17 protein-coding genes and 1 pseudogene are annotated in these 13,792 nt (G+C 51.0%); 12 read left to right on the forward strand and 6 right to left on the reverse strand.

Translation table 11 applies throughout. The features are described from left to right. The 4 genes and pseudogenes from IBX50_RS11285 to IBX50_RS11300 all read left to right on the forward strand — a co-directional run. Positions 1–137: pseudogene (locus IBX50_RS11285) on the forward strand (conjugal transfer protein TraB); the annotation flags it as partial. A 60-nt stretch (positions 138–197) separates the two neighbouring features. Beyond that, positions 198–3,329: a response regulator gene (locus tag IBX50_RS11290; RefSeq protein ID WP_292255918.1), complete on the forward strand. Its 3,132-nt coding sequence runs from the start codon at positions 198–200 to the stop codon at positions 3,327–3,329. Positions 3,330–3,345: 16 nt separating this feature from the next. Next, positions 3,346–4,446: a hybrid sensor histidine kinase/response regulator gene (locus IBX50_RS11295; protein ID WP_292255920.1), complete on the forward strand. Its 1,101-nt coding sequence runs from the start codon at positions 3,346–3,348 to the stop codon at positions 4,444–4,446. A gap of 156 nt (positions 4,447–4,602) precedes the next feature. Continuing rightward, entirely contained in the window at positions 4,603–5,340 is a 738-nt protein-coding gene (locus tag IBX50_RS11300) for a response regulator transcription factor (RefSeq protein ID WP_292255921.1), read from the forward strand. On the opposite strand, the gene IBX50_RS11305 is transcribed toward IBX50_RS11300, so the two are convergent. Further along, a complete protein-coding gene (locus tag IBX50_RS11305) occupies positions 5,341–6,528 on the reverse strand; it encodes an MFS transporter (protein ID WP_292255923.1) in 1,188 nt (395 codons plus the stop codon). A 123-nt stretch (positions 6,529–6,651) separates the two neighbouring features. Between IBX50_RS11305 and IBX50_RS11310 the strand changes: the two genes are divergently transcribed. Continuing rightward, complete coding sequence (locus IBX50_RS11310) at positions 6,652–6,885, forward strand: hypothetical protein (RefSeq protein ID WP_292255925.1); 234 nt, start codon at positions 6,652–6,654, stop codon at positions 6,883–6,885. After that, entirely contained in the window at positions 6,872–7,108 is a 237-nt protein-coding gene (locus IBX50_RS11315) for a hypothetical protein (RefSeq protein WP_292255927.1), read from the forward strand. The genes IBX50_RS11310 and IBX50_RS11315 overlap by 14 nt, the downstream gene beginning before the upstream one ends. Before the next feature lie 76 nt (positions 7,109–7,184). Here IBX50_RS11315 and IBX50_RS11320 read toward each other — a convergent pair whose 3' ends face one another. From IBX50_RS11320 to IBX50_RS11330, 3 genes are all read right to left on the reverse strand, one after another. Further along, positions 7,185–8,660, reverse strand: coding sequence for a hypothetical protein (locus tag IBX50_RS11320; RefSeq protein WP_292255929.1), 1,476 nt, complete (start codon positions 8,658–8,660; stop codon positions 7,185–7,187). A gap of 236 nt (positions 8,661–8,896) precedes the next feature. Beyond that, positions 8,897–9,310, reverse strand: a complete 414-nt coding sequence (locus IBX50_RS11325) for a type II toxin-antitoxin system HicB family antitoxin (RefSeq protein ID WP_292255931.1) — start codon at positions 9,308–9,310, stop codon at positions 8,897–8,899. Positions 9,311–9,323: 13 nt separating this feature from the next. Continuing rightward, positions 9,324–9,506: a type II toxin-antitoxin system HicA family toxin gene (locus IBX50_RS11330; RefSeq protein WP_292255933.1), complete on the reverse strand. Its 183-nt coding sequence runs from the start codon at positions 9,504–9,506 to the stop codon at positions 9,324–9,326. A 106-nt stretch (positions 9,507–9,612) separates the two neighbouring features. Here IBX50_RS11330 and IBX50_RS11335 point away from each other — a divergent pair, with 106 nt between their 5' ends. Genes IBX50_RS11335 through IBX50_RS11345 form a run of 3 tightly spaced genes read left to right on the forward strand, consistent with a single transcriptional unit; the run spans position 9,613 to position 10,541 of the window. Then, positions 9,613–9,930 (forward strand): hypothetical protein, encoded by a 318-nt coding sequence (locus IBX50_RS11335; RefSeq protein ID WP_292255935.1) that lies wholly within the window; start codon positions 9,613–9,615, stop codon positions 9,928–9,930. 24 nt (positions 9,931–9,954) lie between these two features. After that, positions 9,955–10,197, forward strand: coding sequence for a hypothetical protein (locus IBX50_RS11340; protein ID WP_292255937.1), 243 nt, complete (start codon positions 9,955–9,957; stop codon positions 10,195–10,197). A 17-nt stretch (positions 10,198–10,214) separates the two neighbouring features. Next, positions 10,215–10,541, forward strand: a complete 327-nt coding sequence (locus tag IBX50_RS11345) for a DUF4351 domain-containing protein (RefSeq protein WP_292255939.1) — start codon at positions 10,215–10,217, stop codon at positions 10,539–10,541. Here the strand turns inward: IBX50_RS11345 and IBX50_RS11350 are convergent. Next, a complete protein-coding gene (locus IBX50_RS11350; protein ID WP_292255941.1) occupies positions 10,530–10,661 on the reverse strand; it encodes a hypothetical protein in 132 nt (43 codons plus the stop codon). The two genes, IBX50_RS11345 and IBX50_RS11350, sit on opposite strands and share 12 nt — an antisense overlap. 119 nt (positions 10,662–10,780) lie before the next feature. Here IBX50_RS11350 and IBX50_RS11355 point away from each other — a divergent pair, with 119 nt between their 5' ends. Both IBX50_RS11355 and IBX50_RS11360 read left to right on the forward strand, forming a co-directional pair. Beyond that, complete coding sequence (locus tag IBX50_RS11355; RefSeq protein WP_292255943.1) at positions 10,781–10,909, forward strand: hypothetical protein; 129 nt, start codon at positions 10,781–10,783, stop codon at positions 10,907–10,909. 36 nt (positions 10,910–10,945) lie between these two features. Continuing rightward, a complete protein-coding gene (locus tag IBX50_RS11360; protein ID WP_292255945.1) occupies positions 10,946–11,848 on the forward strand; it encodes an Rpn family recombination-promoting nuclease/putative transposase in 903 nt (300 codons plus the stop codon). A 625-nt stretch (positions 11,849–12,473) separates the two neighbouring features. On the opposite strand, the gene IBX50_RS11365 is transcribed toward IBX50_RS11360, so the two are convergent. Further along, entirely contained in the window at positions 12,474–12,620 is a 147-nt protein-coding gene (locus IBX50_RS11365) for a hypothetical protein (RefSeq protein WP_292255946.1), read from the reverse strand. 252 nt (positions 12,621–12,872) lie between these two features. Here IBX50_RS11365 and IBX50_RS11370 point away from each other — a divergent pair. Continuing rightward, positions 12,873–13,792 (forward strand): Rpn family recombination-promoting nuclease/putative transposase (locus IBX50_RS11370; protein ID WP_292255948.1); only part of this gene is annotated, 920 nt, incomplete at its 3' end.

Here is a 13,792-nt window from a genome sequence, read left to right on the forward strand (position 1 = left end):
AAGGCTGGTGGAAAAACCGCGTCTCCCGCACCCTGCTGGTGTTTATCATGGCAACTTTGGGGTCGGCCATTGGCACCTATGTGGGCGGTTTTGTGGTCTTTGAACAGCTGATGGGTGGTGGTGTTGCTCTCTGGTAATGGTCTTCTTTTTCAGTGCATGTTAGCGTGATTATCTGATGATCACGGAGTGGCAGGATAGTGCAGTCAAAAGAAAGTAGCGCCAGCGCGGAGTCTGGTAATAAATCTGACTCTTCTCAGGGTGTACACCTGTTGGTGTTGCTTGGATTTATAGTCTTTCTCGGATTGGGGCTGCTGCTGGTCACGCTGATGGATCAGCGTGGTGTGGAGATGCGCAAAGTGGAAACCGCCAGTCTGGCAGGTGACTATGCTGCCGCTTTGCAACGGGGGCTGGAGCGTTCGTTGGCGATCACCTACGCACTGGGTGCGCTGGTTCGAGAAAGGCAAGGACAGATCGGTGATTTTGAAAGTCTAGCAACGGAACTTCTACCCTATTACCCTGGAGCCACGGCAATTGCCTTGTTGCCGGATGGTGTGCTGACACAAATTGCTCCTTTGTTGGGTAATGAAGCTGCTTTGGGGCAGAATGAGTTTGCTGATCCAGTACGGGCGGCAGAAGCCATCAAAGCACGAGAAACCGGCGAAATGAGTCTGGCCGGACCCTTCGAGTTGCGCCAGGGTGGATTGGGTGCAGTTGGGCGTTTACCCGTTTATCTAGGTGATTCCCAAACCTTCTGGGGATTTGTTTCAGTTACCCTGAGATTCCCGGATGCTCTGGAAACAGCACGGCTGAATGAGCTGGAGCGCCATGGATACAGCTTTCAACTCTGGCGTGAAACTCCCAACTCCAATGAAACCCAGACTATCCAGCGAAGTACTACCGCGCTGAAAGCAGATCCATTGCAACGGGTGTTACGTGTGCCCAATGGGATCTGGTATCTGGATGTTACTCCTCACGGTGGCTGGCGGAATTACAGCCTGTTAGGCTGGCAAGTGCTGGTGGTATTGCTGCTGAGTTTTTTGTTTGCACTGTTGATTCACCTATTTATGCGCACGGTACATTACCGTCAGCAACTGGAGTTGGCTCTGGACGCTGCCCGTTCGGCAACCCATGCTAAATCTGAGTTTCTGGCCAACATGAGCCATGAAATCCGCACCCCAATGAATGCCATGATCGGTTTTGCCGAGCTTTGCTTGCGTACAACCCTGTCACCCCGTCAGCAGGATTACCTCAACAAAATACTGATATCCGGACAGTCACTGCTGGGTTTGATTAACGATATTCTCGATTTTTCCAAAATAGAAGCAGGTAAGCTGACACTGGAAAAAATTCCATTTGAGCTGGATGACGTACTGGATCAGCTTTGGGTGGTGGTGTCCGAATCCGCACGAAAAAAAGAGTTGGAGCTGCTATTTTATCGTGAGCCGGGCGTGCCTTATGGCTTGGTCGGTGATCCACTCAGAATCGGTCAGATTCTGACCAACCTGGTGGGTAATGCCATCAAGTTTTGTGAACAGGGTGAAGTAGTGGTTTCTGTGCGGCTCAAGCAGCAGAATGAGAAAAATGTGCTGCTGGAGTTCAGTGTTCAGGACAGTGGCATCGGTATGAGTGAAAGCCAGCTGCAAAAGCTGTTTCAGTCATTTACCCAAGCTGATAGTTCAACCACCCGGCGCTTTGGTGGTACCGGACTGGGTCTGTCCATTACCCGTCAGCTGGTCGAGCTGATGGGCGGCGAAATTCGTGTGGAAAGTGAACCGGGCAAAGGCAGTCGTTTTATTTTTACCCTACGATTGGAGTCCACAGAACATACCAGAGAGACACCGGAGTATCTGGCTGCTGAGCGTTTGACCGGCTGCCGAGTACTGGTGGTGGATGATAATGCGGCGGCTCGGGAGATTTTTGCCAGTTACCTGCAATCTTTCGGGTTTCAGGCCAGTCTGGTGGGTAGCGCTGAGCAAGCCATCCAGCTTCTGAAAACACCGGAGCAGCAGTTTGATCTGTTGCTGGTGGACATGTCTTTACCGGGTCGTAATGGTCTGGAGTTTATTCAGCAGGTGATGGCTGACCCTGACCTGCCGGAAAACCCCCGTTGTATTCTGGTCTCCGCTTTTGCCCGTGAAGAAGTATTGGCAGAACCGGGTGCTGAACACCTGTCCTCCTTCTTGCGAAAACCGATCAATCCATCTTTGTTGCTGGATTCCATTATGGATGCTCTGGGTTATCAGCCGGTATCTGGCCGTATTACTCGGAAGATCATGAGTCAGGACTCCATCAGCCTGCGAGGTATTCAGGGTGCACGAATCCTACTGGTTGAGGATAACGAAATTAACCAGCAGGTGGCTTACGAATTACTGAGTCAGGCCCGCTTTTATGTGGATATTGCTGAGGACGGTCAGCAGGCGTTGGATTGTCTGCAACAGCAACACTATGACGCAGTATTGATGGATATTCAGATGCCGGTGATGGATGGTTATCAGGCCAGCATAAAAATCAGGAATGAGTTGGGATTAAAGGATCTGCCGGTGATTGCCCTGACCGCCAATGCGCTGCTGGAAGATCGCCAGAAAACCCTGGATGCAGGCATGAATGACCATATTACCAAACCCATCAATCCAGCTCTGCTACTGGATACCCTGATCAAGTGGATTCCGGCAGCACATCGTACCTTGCCGCTTTTGCCGGAGCTGGACAAGGTTTATGAAGCAATACCGGACTTGCCAAAAGACTTGCCGGGGATGAATGTGACCGCTGGCCTGAAGCGACTGGGTAACAATCACAAGGCTTATGTACGACTGCTGGAGCGTTTTGTGATCAACCAGCAGCACTTTGCTGTTGATCTGGAAACAGCTACAGCGGCGGGTGATCAACAGCAGCAAGCACGTATGGTACACACCCTCAAGGGTGTGGCTGGCAATATTGGTGCTGAAGCAATCCAGCAACTGGCTGCTGAGTTGGAGCAGAAGGTGCGACAGGGAGATGAGGCGGATGCGACAGCCTGCCGCACAGAGCTGACCTTGGCTTTGCAGGCTTTACTGGCGGCGTTGAAGAGCTGGCAGGCAAAACAACAGCCACAAGAACCTCAGCCAGCGGCTGAGTCTTCTGAGTCGATACCAAAAGAGCTGCTTCTGGATCTGCGTGAGCAGCTGGAGAACTTTGATGCCAGTGCATCCGATCTGGTGGAGCAGTTGCTGTCTCAACCTTTATCCGCAGCAGATCGCCAGTGCCTTGAAGCTGTTAATGAACAGTTGGTTGCTTATGATTTTGAAGCAGCATTGGTCGTTCTTGATAAAATACTTTCAGACATCCAGTAAATAGAGTTCAGAAGTTATGATGCCAGTAGCAGAGTCCCCCAAAAAAACCCTCCTGATTGTTGATGATGCCCCTGAGAACCTGGATGTCATGAAAAGCCTGCTGAATGCAGACTTTAACGTGAAGGCAGCGGTGAATGGCCGGGTTGCATTAAAAATTGCCAGCCAGCAGCGCCCGGATCTGATTCTGTTGGATGTAGTGATGCCGGAAATGGATGGTTACGAAGTCTGCCGTCAGCTTAAGGCTGATCCGACAACACGGGATATTCCAGTAATTTTTCTGACTGCACTGGATGGTGTAAATGATGAAACCAAGGGATTGGAGCTGGGAGCGGTGGATTATATTTCCAAACCGCTGACACCAGCCATTCTGATGGCAAGAATCAACACCCATCTGGCACTGGATGAAGGTCGTCGCAAACTGGCTGCCCAGAATCATGAGCTGATGGAAGCTGCCAGAATGCGCGAGGATGTGGAGCGGATTATGCACCACGATCTTAAAGGCCCGCTCAGCAGCATTGTCAGCATTCCCAATGTATTGCGAAGTATTGGCTCACTGAATGAAAGACAACTCAATTATGTTCAAATGCTGGAAGACAGCGGCTGGAAAATGTTGAATATGATTGATTTGTCATTGGTGCTGCTGAAGATCGAATATGGCACCTATCAGCCCGACCTGCGAGACACTGCATTAATTCCACTGCTGCAACAGGTGATCCGGGAGCAACAGCAGGCTTTTCAGCGTAAAGACTTGAACCTGTTGCTGGAAATGCCAGGAATACCCGTCGGATACACTCTTCAAACCGAGTCACTGTTGTTGCAGAACCTGTTTACCAATCTGTTAAAAAACGCCTGTGAGGCTGCACCGGCTGGCAGTGATGTATTAATAAAGCTGATGCCAACAGATAAAGGCCTGCAGCTGGTGTTTGAAAATCCGGGTGAAGTGCCCCGGTCCATTCGCTCCCGCTTTTTTGATAAGTTTGTGACGGAAGGGAAAAAACATGGCACCGGGCTGGGAACTTACTCGGCTCGGCTGATAGCAGATGTATTGTTGATTAAGCTTGCGCTGGATACCTCTCAGCCTGGCAAGACTCGGTTATTGCTGGCGTTAGAAAAATGAAATATTCATGGCTGCGCGGCATGGCAGGTGCATAAGTTGTTAAGCAGAATTAAATATGTTGTTAATATCCCATGCTATTTATGTGTGTAATATGGTCTCAAATATTTTCAACTTCCGTTACAACAGGTCGGTAGCTGAAACGACAGGGGCATGTTAATGACTAACAACTTCCGAATTATGGTGGTGGAGGATGATGCCACCCTGCGCTGTGTTCTGGTTGATATCTTCAAGATGCAAGGGTTTGAAGTATTCGACTCAGAAGGCGTGGATGACTTTTTTGATGTCTGGCGGCAGCAGCAGTTTGATCTGGTGTTGCTGGATCTGAATCTTATGGATGAGGACGGCCTGGTGCTGCTGCGTAAGCTGCGAATGCAGAGTGATGTTCCCTTGTTTGTTGTATCTGGCCGAAGCGATCGGGAAACCCGGTTGGCAGCATTGGAAATGGGCGCGGACGATTATGTGGTAAAACCTTTTGATACTCGTGAGCTGGTGATGCGGGTTCAGAACTTTCTGAATCGTGTGGCGCGCACCAAAGGTGAAGGGAGTGAGTCGCAGCAGCGTAACCTCTGGGAGTTTGGTGACTGGAAGCTGTCTGAGTTGAGCAAGAGTTTGGCTCACACAGATGGACGAGAGGTTTACCTGACCCGCTCAGAATTTAAAATCCTATTGGCGCTGGTACGTGCAGGTGGCAGTGTGCTCTCTAAAATGCAGTTGATGGATGTGGTGGATCGAGGCAATTATGAAACCACCCCAGAAACCATTGCTGTGCTGATTCACCGTGTGCGCAAAAAAATGACAGACAAAAGCATAATCCAGACGGTATCCGGGTTTGGATATCGAATCCCCTGTCTATCAGAAAATCGTGAATACAGGCCAGAGAAAACGGGCGCCTGATCAGATTTCCTTTAATTCTTGTTTGTTCAGCCGCATAAGGGAAACAATGCCCAGCACCGGGCCGGGTAATAACACCAGTACCACCCAGAGTTGCAGGCTCGGCCACAGGTTGGTGACCAGTGCGATGGACGGCAGAGTCAGGCCAAAACCTATGGCATTCATCATTGCCAGTGCCGATCCCAGATGTTCACGCGGGGCATTAGCAGACGCCAGTGCTGAAAACTGCGGTGAATCAGCAATCACCAGTAGCCCCCACAGAAATAACAGACCCAGCAGCAAGCCAGACGCCTGTGAACCCAGAAAAGGATACAGCAGGCATAACAAGCCAGAACCAAACAACGCCACCCGCGCAATACTCAAGCCACTGATGATACGGCTCAGATAACCACCGGCAACACAGCCGATTAAACCGACCGCAATCATCAGAAAGCTCAGCCAGGCGACCCAGTTCTGATCCAGATTCAACCGTGTCACCTCACGCGCTACCAGAAACGGCACTAAGGTCCAGAAGGCATACAGCTCCCAGCAGTGACCAAAATAACCACCGGCAATACGTCGGAAAGTGGCGTCACGCCAGGCAGCCAGCCCCGCCAGCGGTGAAGCGGCTTTTGCACGGGCGGGTAACTGCCGACCATCTCCCAGCAGCAAAATCAGCACACCCGCCACTAAAGCCAGCAGAGAAGAGAGTAACAGAGGCACCGGCCAGCTTAGCCCCGGAGTGACAGCACGCAGCAAATGCGGCATGGCAGTGCCCAGCGTGAGCATCCCCACCAACCAGCCCAGCGCCATACCGGCATATTGCGGAGTCCAGCTGATCACCAGCTTCATACCCAGCGGATAGATGCCTGCCAGACACAAGCCGGTTAAAAACCTCAGTAACAAGGCCAGATGATAGGTTTCCGCTGCCAGCACAAACAAACCATTCACCAGCGCACCGGCAAAGGCAGCCAGCGCAAACACGCGACTGGCAGGGAAGCGGTCAGCCAGGCCCGTTGTTGCCAGCAGCAGGGTGCCGCAGATAAATCCCGCCTGAACCGTCAGGGTTAACGTGCCCAGCCCGGCTTCACTCAAGCCGGTTTCCGCAGCCAGATTAAAAGCCACCCCGTTGATACTGAACCAGAGCGAAGTGCCAAACAGCTGAGCCATGACAATCACGGCCAACGGGTGACGAATCAGGAGTTGATGCACGGTATAACCTTTCAGGCGGATATTGTTCTTGTGGCAACAGAGTAGCATTTTTTGCCGGATAAATTCTGACGCTTTAGCGTTGTAGCGCTACGATGTCGGTATGTCATTTTTCTGGGGCAAGCCATGAGCGAAACATCAAAGCGTTCTACGGTTTATTTTGACCCTCAGCTACACGCAGCATTGCGCTTGAAGGCGGTGCATACTCAGCGTTCTATATCCGATATTGTCAACGATGCGGTTCGTGCTGTTCTGGCAGAAGATCAGGAAGATCTGGCAGCGTTTGAGGAGCGCATTTCCGAGCCAAGCCTAAGCTATGAAGCCTTGCTGAACGACTTGAAAGCCCATGGCAAACTATAAGCTGACTTTCAAAAAATCTGTTGGTGAAGAGCTTCGCTCCATCCCAAATGCGGATGTTCACCGTATTCTCCAGAGGATGGAAGAACTGCAGAACAACCCCCGGCCAGTTGGCTGTGAGAAATTCTCAGGGCAAGAGCGCTATCGCATCCGGCAGGGGGTGTACCGAATCATCTATGAACTAAACATCCCCATGAATAAATTCAGGGGGTTTTGTGGCGCTTGATGATTCAGGGTCTCCTGGCTCTCGCTCTGCTCTCACCGAGTTACAACATCCAGGCCGTAGCTGAATCAGCGCCACTTTAGCAAGCGAGTCGCTCTGACGGCTTTGCCGTAGGCAAGACAATTGTCCCACCATTCGCAACTTCTATTTGACGACACCAGCCCGCTTGCTCTAGTAGCTGTTTCACAACCGGCCAGCGCGCATGCAGCTGGCTAGGCTGGTGTTCGTTTTCAATAACGCAAAGCGCCAGAAAAGCAGAGTAGCAATCACGCTGAACCAGCAGGGCGCTTTCGGAAGTCTTGCCTCCAAGAAAGTGCCAGCGTTCGCTCAGTGTTTTTTTGGTGTACTCACCGCTCACATGGTCGTATTGCGACATTTTCAGGCGCTGCGTATTCAGTTCGATGAGTTGTCCACCGGCACTTTCAGCCTTGCGTTTCAACCCAGCAATGAATGTCGCAGGAGCCTTTGTCTTGATGCTTTTCCCGTAGAGTTTCTGCCAAGCCTTGTACGACAGCTTTTTGGTTTTGATGATATTACCCAGGCGCAGCACATCGTTGACCAGCTGACCTTGAGAGCGCTTTCGCTCAGCTGCCAGCTTGCGTTCCAGTTCCGCCACAGCCTGCTTCAGAGCGAGATAGTTCTTGGAAACCACCTTAACCTTCGCGCATTTTTTCCAGGTACCGTTTTCGTTGTAGCAATGCGGGTTCGTGGCGCGACGCGAACGATCCATCGCCCACTGAAGTGTCCTGATCTCTTTCCAGGGTTGTTCGATGGTCGGGCAGAAGGCCAGCAGGTCGCTAGCGGTCTCTGAGACGACGGCAACCGATGAAGGGCCAACATCCAGACCCACTTCATTGTTTGGCAAGGTCGAATTCTTTTCCTTGGCAGGTGAAAGCCCTGCCTGGGCAAGCTGCACGTACCAGCGCCGCTTTCCTTTGACGTTGCGCCACACCAGGCGGCAGAACTTGGTTTTCGCTTTCAGGGCTTCATCCAGCCATCGATCCTTGCCCGCAGGCGGGTATTGGATCGGTAGAATCAGTCCAGCCCACTCAACGATGCCGAGTTCGGGGCGGTAGCGAATGCCTGCCTTGTTCGTTTTTCCTGAAAAAGACTTGAGCGGTCGCTTTGCGCTTTTGAAGCGAGGGCGACCACGCTTGCCATAACTGTGCTGTTCAGCGGCGGCGAAGGCGGTTTCTGCAATGCGCTGTGTCTCATTGGCACTGAGGCGAGACTTCCATCCTGCTTCATTTTTGCAGCGCGTAGCGAATGCAGAAACCGATGCAGAGGTAAGCTCGAATTTTTTGACTACTGACCGGAAAGCATCTGTGCGTTGTTTGCCTTTCAGCTTTCTAGCCGCTTGCCAGTCTTTGGATTCGCGCATGAGATCCAGGCGGCGAAGCGCCTCGCCCAGAGCGGCATTGTAAAGGCGTGTACCCGCCAATAATCGCGCAGTCAGCTGCCTTTCCGTCTCTTGCGAAACGGAAACAGGCAGCTCAACGATAAAGGTCGGGGTCTTCGCTCGCTTCACTTTTTTATACGTTTCTCTGGTTTTCAATGTATTGCTTGATCACTTCGAGCGGCGCGCTGCCCGCCGTGCAGCAGTCCATGCTGTATATAATGACAGCCATCGCTGCGACCAGCAACCCACGGTGCTGTAGTACCGGAATAAAACCTTGCGCTTTCCTCCCCGTGAATCAATTCAGGGGCTTCTCGCGCAATTCAGGTGAAGGTGGGACACCGAAAGGATGTCTACAAGTACAGCTGAGACTGGGTCACCACTAGGGGTGCGCTTTATGAACCCTGTCGTGCAAGTTCGTGCATGGATGCTTTAGCCAGAAATCCCGACCTGCTTTGGTAGGCTGGGCTGCGAGAGACCAGATCATCAATGCGGCTGATCAACCCATCCGGCAGGGTGACGTTGATTTTCTGGCTGCGACCCAGATAAGGGGTTATATCCACATCCACCAACGCCCAGACCATTCCTGCGTAGTCTGGATTATCGGCATACTTTTCCACTGTTCCCGCTTCTGGAATGGGTTCGGATCCATCAGAAAGCACTTCCAGATGTCCTTCGATTGCCTCTCTGGCATTTGCCAGCGCTTCATCCCAGGTATCTCCTGCTGAGAAGCAGCCAGGTAGGTCTGGCACATAGACGCCATGAGCGTGGTTTTCATCACCGCGTTCAATGGCTACTGGAAACAACATGATTCACTCTCCACTATTTGAGGCCAGCGGCCTTTCTGATCCCATCCACCAGGCCTTTTTTCAAATCCTTTTTGGGGTGGGGCACTGTAAGGGTGCCGGGTTTACTGGGGTGCTTGAAGTGGTGGTGGCTACCCTTAACCCTGACTAGCTGCCACCCATCATTTTCAAGCTCTTTGATCAGATCAGAACTTTTCACCCCTGCCTCCTTGCTGTTTACGACAACTTAAAGATAACCCCGGTAACCCTTGCTTGTCAAAATCGGATCCAGCCTTTACGCTGAAAGAATGAAAAAGGAAGGCAAAATGGCTGCTGTTACACATGAATCCGTTAAAAAAGTCCGGGGTTATATCCGAGAGCTGAGTGCGGACGAAGAAGCCCGACGTCTGGCCTTTGTTCGAGAGCGGGCACTGAGAGATGAAGCCAGCCAGCTGCGTTATGCCGAAAATGAAGGCATGGTCAAAGGTAAAGCTAGGCTGCTGAAACAGTTGATTATAAAGCGTTTCGATCAGTTTCCAGTGTGGGCGCAGGATAAGCTGAATGCAACAGACAGCGTGCAACTGGAAGCCTGGGCAGATCGGATTTTCACTGCTGAAACGCTGGAAGCCTTGCTAGCTGACTGATAACCATAACTTGGAAATTACGCCATGATTGCTGAAAACATTCGCACCTGGGAAGAAAAAGTGCGAGCTGAGGGAATTCAAAAAGGAAGGGAGCTGGGGATGCAGCTGGGAATGCAGCTGGGAATGCAGCAGTACCTACTGGAGATAGTATGGAATATGGTTCAAGCTGGTTTACCTGACGAGCAGATTATCAGTATTGCCGACATCAGTTCTGAGGAGCTGGCAGCCATCAAGCTGAATCAGCCCGGCATTAACCGCTCCGTTTAATACGAAGAGGACGGAAAATGGCTGCTGTTACACATGAATCTGTGAAAAAAGTCCGAGGTTATATCCGAGAGCTGAGTGCGGACGAAGAAGCCCGCCGTCTGGCCTTTGTACGTGAACGCGCACTGAGGGATGAAGCCAGCCAGCTGCGTTATGCCAGAGAGCAGGGATTAAAGCAAGGTGAAGTCAAAGGAGAGGCTAAGCTGCTGAGTATGCAGATAAAAATGAAGTTTGGTGAAGTTTCTCAGGATGTTGTGGAACGCTTGAATCAGGCATCCGCAGAGCAGCTGGAAGACTGGGGCATGAAAATCCTGACGGCTGGTACGTTGGAAGACCTACTGGCTTGAATGTATAGGCAGGTGGCTCAGTGTCGGTTCGTCATCCCCGAATACCTCATCAGCAAAAGCTGGGTACACCAGACGAATATTGGTCTCCTGAGCCGTGAAGGTGTGCTGGTTACGGGGCACGCGCTCCCCGCTAGACCTCATCAATCCCGAAGGAAAGGGCTCGTAAGCGTTACGACAACCAGCACAGCCGGAGTATAGAAAGGATCGTAAACTGAAGCAATGAAGTTGAGGGTAAGGATATGGGTGTTTGGATACTGGGATTTGCCTTATTGCTGCTGGGTCAGGCTAACCTCTGGTTGCTGCTTGGTGCCATGGTGGTGTTTGCCTGGATAACTCTACGCGGCCTGTGGTACTTTTTAAAAATCTAGCGGCTGATTGCCTTCACTATTCAAGGATGACCTACCATGCATGACTCCAATCAAACAGCATACTCACTACTCGACCCCAAAAACGATTTTGTTTTCAAACGTATTTTTACGGAACACCCTGATGCGCTGGTTGATCTGATTAATGACCTGCGCCCGGATCTTCCTGCCATTACCGAGGTCGAAATCCTGAATCCCAACATTACTCCGGCAGAGCTGGAAGGCAAACACATTGTGCTGGATGTTCTAGCAAAAGACATTCAAGGCAACCGCTACAATGTGGAAATGCAGGTCAGGCGTTATAATGACTGGGGCAAACGAGGCAGCTTTTATCTGGCGAAGCTGCTTGCAGATCAACTGCTGGCTGGCGAAGACTACACTGATCTGAAAGCGGCTATCGGAATCCATCTGCTGGACTTTGATCTGTTTACCGCTGATGATCAACAGCAGCAACAAGCCTTGTGGCGTTTTGAAATGCGCGATGGCTTACAACCCGATGTAAAACTGGGTGATGAACTGCAACTGAACCTGATCGAGCTGAAAAAAGCAGATCGGCTGGGTCTGGGTGATCAAAACCTTAAAGACTGGATCACCCTGTTTGAACACTGGAAAGAGGACGGCAAAATGGCTGCTGTTACACATGAATCCGTGAAAAAAGTCCGGGGTTATATCCGAGAGCTGAGTGCAGATGAAGAAGCCCGCCGTTTGGCCTTTGTACGTGAACGCGCACTCAGAGATGAAGCCAGCCAGCTGCGTTATGCCGAAAATGAAGGCATGGTCAAAGGTGAAGCTAGGCTGCTGAAACAGTTGATTATAAAGCGCTTCGACCAGTTTCCGGAGTGGGCGCAGAACAAGCTGAATACAGCAGACAGTGCTCAGCTGGAAGCTTGGGCAGATCGGATTTTCACTGCTGAAACGCTGGAAGCTTTGTTGGCTGACTGATCCCTGCTGATCTTGATTTAACTGACTAACCTCCAGTTACAGGGCGATGTAGACTCAACTGGTAGAGCGGTAAGGCCTAATTGGCTCTGCGTGTTGTGGGTTCAACTCCCACCCTGGTGCTACTTCAAGCTTACTTCCAGCATTTCAAATCACTGGTCTGCTTCAGATGGCTGGCGCAAACCTGATAAGTCTTCATCACTGCAATCAACTGAACATAAAGCATATTATTGTGCTTTAATAAAATCTGGCCTGTCATCGGTATGGCTATCGACCCCTTCGCTGCGGCGTTGATGAGGGCTAGCGTGGGTGCCTCCCACGCGGCAGGCCTCTCATATACTGGGCGTGAGGGGGTTGTTTCCTACCGGAAAGGTTATGCTGGTGCTTTGCACTCATATTATGCAAGTTCGACTCCTGCCGCCGCCCTTCCTTATTCGTTGTGATAACATCCCAGAATACGCCAGTGGCAAGTTTTGAACTGCGTTAAAAATGGGGGATTACCGAAAGACCGGCTGTCTTGAATGTATAAGCAGGAGGCTCAGTGTCGGTTCGTCATCCCCGAATACCTCATCAGCAAAAGCTGGATACACCAGACGAATATTGGTCTCCTGAGCCAGAAAAGAGCTTATCAAACTCCAGTAAAAAAAACCGATAAAAACAGAACGGCTACTGCTCCCGCTGATGCAAGACCGCCAGCAATCAGAAAGAAGCTACTGCCAGTGACAAGGCCGCCAAATGCAAACAAAGCGCCTCCGAGCATTAGTTTTGCAAGCATACATATCCCGCGGTTATTGCTGAGAGTGAACCCTCCTGCAAGGCAGGTGTGGTTTCCAGTGCACTTTTTGGGATTAATGTTTTATCAGTTCGGTGTCCATAATCCCTCCTCTTCCCTTGCATGCCCCAAGGCTTCCGGCACTTAAAGAGCCTGTTCAACGGACTTGGCTAGGTTGCTGTTATCTTGTACACCATGACTTCGATTGCTATTCTCAGATCGCTATCTCAACCTGTTATTCAAGGATGACCGATCATGCATGACTCCGATCAAACAGCCTACCCACTGCTGGATCCCAAAAACGATTTTGTTTTCAAGCGCATTTTCACGGAACACCCAGATGCGCTGGTTGATCTGATCAACGACCTGCGCCCGGATCTTCCTGCCATTACCGAGGTCGAAATCCTGAATCCCAACATTACTCCGGCAGAGCTGGAAGGCAAACACATTGTGCTGGATGTTCTAGCAAAAGACATTCAAGGCAACCGCTACAATGTGGAAATGCAGGTCAGGCGTTATAATGACTGGGGCAAACGAGGCAGCTTTTATCTGGCGAAGCTGCTTGCAGATCAACTGCTGGCTGGCGAAGACTACACTGATCTGAAAGCGGCTATCGGAATCCATCTGCTGGACTTTGATCTGTTTACCGCTGATGATCAACAGCAGCAACAAGCCTTGTGGCGTTTTGAAATGCGCGATGGCTTACAACCCGATGTAAAACTGGGTGATGAACTGCAACTGAACCTGATCGAGCTGAAAAAAGCAGATCGGCTGGGTCTGGGTGATCAAAACCTTAAAGACTGGATCACCCTGTTTGAACACTGGAAAGAGGACGGCAAAATGGCTGCTGTTACACATGAATCCGTGAAAAAAGTCCGGGGTTATATCCGAGAGCTGAGTGCAGATGAAGAAGCCCGCCGTTTGGCCTTTGTACGTGAACGCGCACTCAGAGATGAAGCCAGCCAGCTGCGTTATGCCAGAGAGCAGGGATTGGAGCAGGGATTGGAGCAGGGATTAAAGCAAGGTGAAGTCAAAGGCGAAGCCAAGTTGCTGAGTATGCAGATAAAAATTAAGTTTGGTGAAGTTTCTCAGGATGTTGTGGAACGCTTGAATCAGGCATCCGCAGAACAGCTGGAGGACTGGGGCATGAAAATCCTGACTGCTGATACGCTGGA

The organism is Marinospirillum sp., from assembly GCF_014859565.1.

Excerpts from the sequence above, each read along its gene's own strand:
- IBX50_RS11335 (WP_292255935.1), top strand. The coding sequence starts at position 9,613 with ATGGCTGCTGTTACACATGAATCCGTTAAAAAAGTCCGGGGTTATATC.
- IBX50_RS11340 (WP_292255937.1), top strand. The coding sequence starts at position 9,955 with ATGATTGCTGAAAACATTCGCACCTGGGAAGAAAAAGTGCGAGCTGAG.
- IBX50_RS11365 (WP_292255946.1), bottom strand. The coding sequence starts at position 12,620 with ATGCTTGCAAAACTAATGCTCGGAGGCGCTTTGTTTGCATTTGGCGGC.
- IBX50_RS11310 (WP_292255925.1), top strand. The coding sequence starts at position 6,652 with ATGAGCGAAACATCAAAGCGTTCTACGGTTTATTTTGACCCTCAGCTA.
- IBX50_RS11295 (WP_292255920.1), top strand. The coding sequence starts at position 3,346 with ATGATGCCAGTAGCAGAGTCCCCCAAAAAAACCCTCCTGATTGTTGAT.
- IBX50_RS11345 (WP_292255939.1), top strand. The coding sequence starts at position 10,215 with ATGGCTGCTGTTACACATGAATCTGTGAAAAAAGTCCGAGGTTATATC.
- IBX50_RS11355 (WP_292255943.1), top strand. The coding sequence starts at position 10,781 with ATGGGTGTTTGGATACTGGGATTTGCCTTATTGCTGCTGGGTCAGGCT.
- IBX50_RS11315 (WP_292255927.1), top strand. The coding sequence starts at position 6,872 with ATGGCAAACTATAAGCTGACTTTCAAAAAATCTGTTGGTGAAGAGCTT.
- IBX50_RS11325 (WP_292255931.1), bottom strand. The coding sequence starts at position 9,310 with ATGTTGTTTCCAGTAGCCATTGAACGCGGTGATGAAAACCACGCTCAT.
- IBX50_RS11300 (WP_292255921.1), top strand. The coding sequence starts at position 4,603 with ATGACTAACAACTTCCGAATTATGGTGGTGGAGGATGATGCCACCCTG.
- IBX50_RS11360 (WP_292255945.1), top strand. The coding sequence starts at position 10,946 with ATGCATGACTCCAATCAAACAGCATACTCACTACTCGACCCCAAAAAC.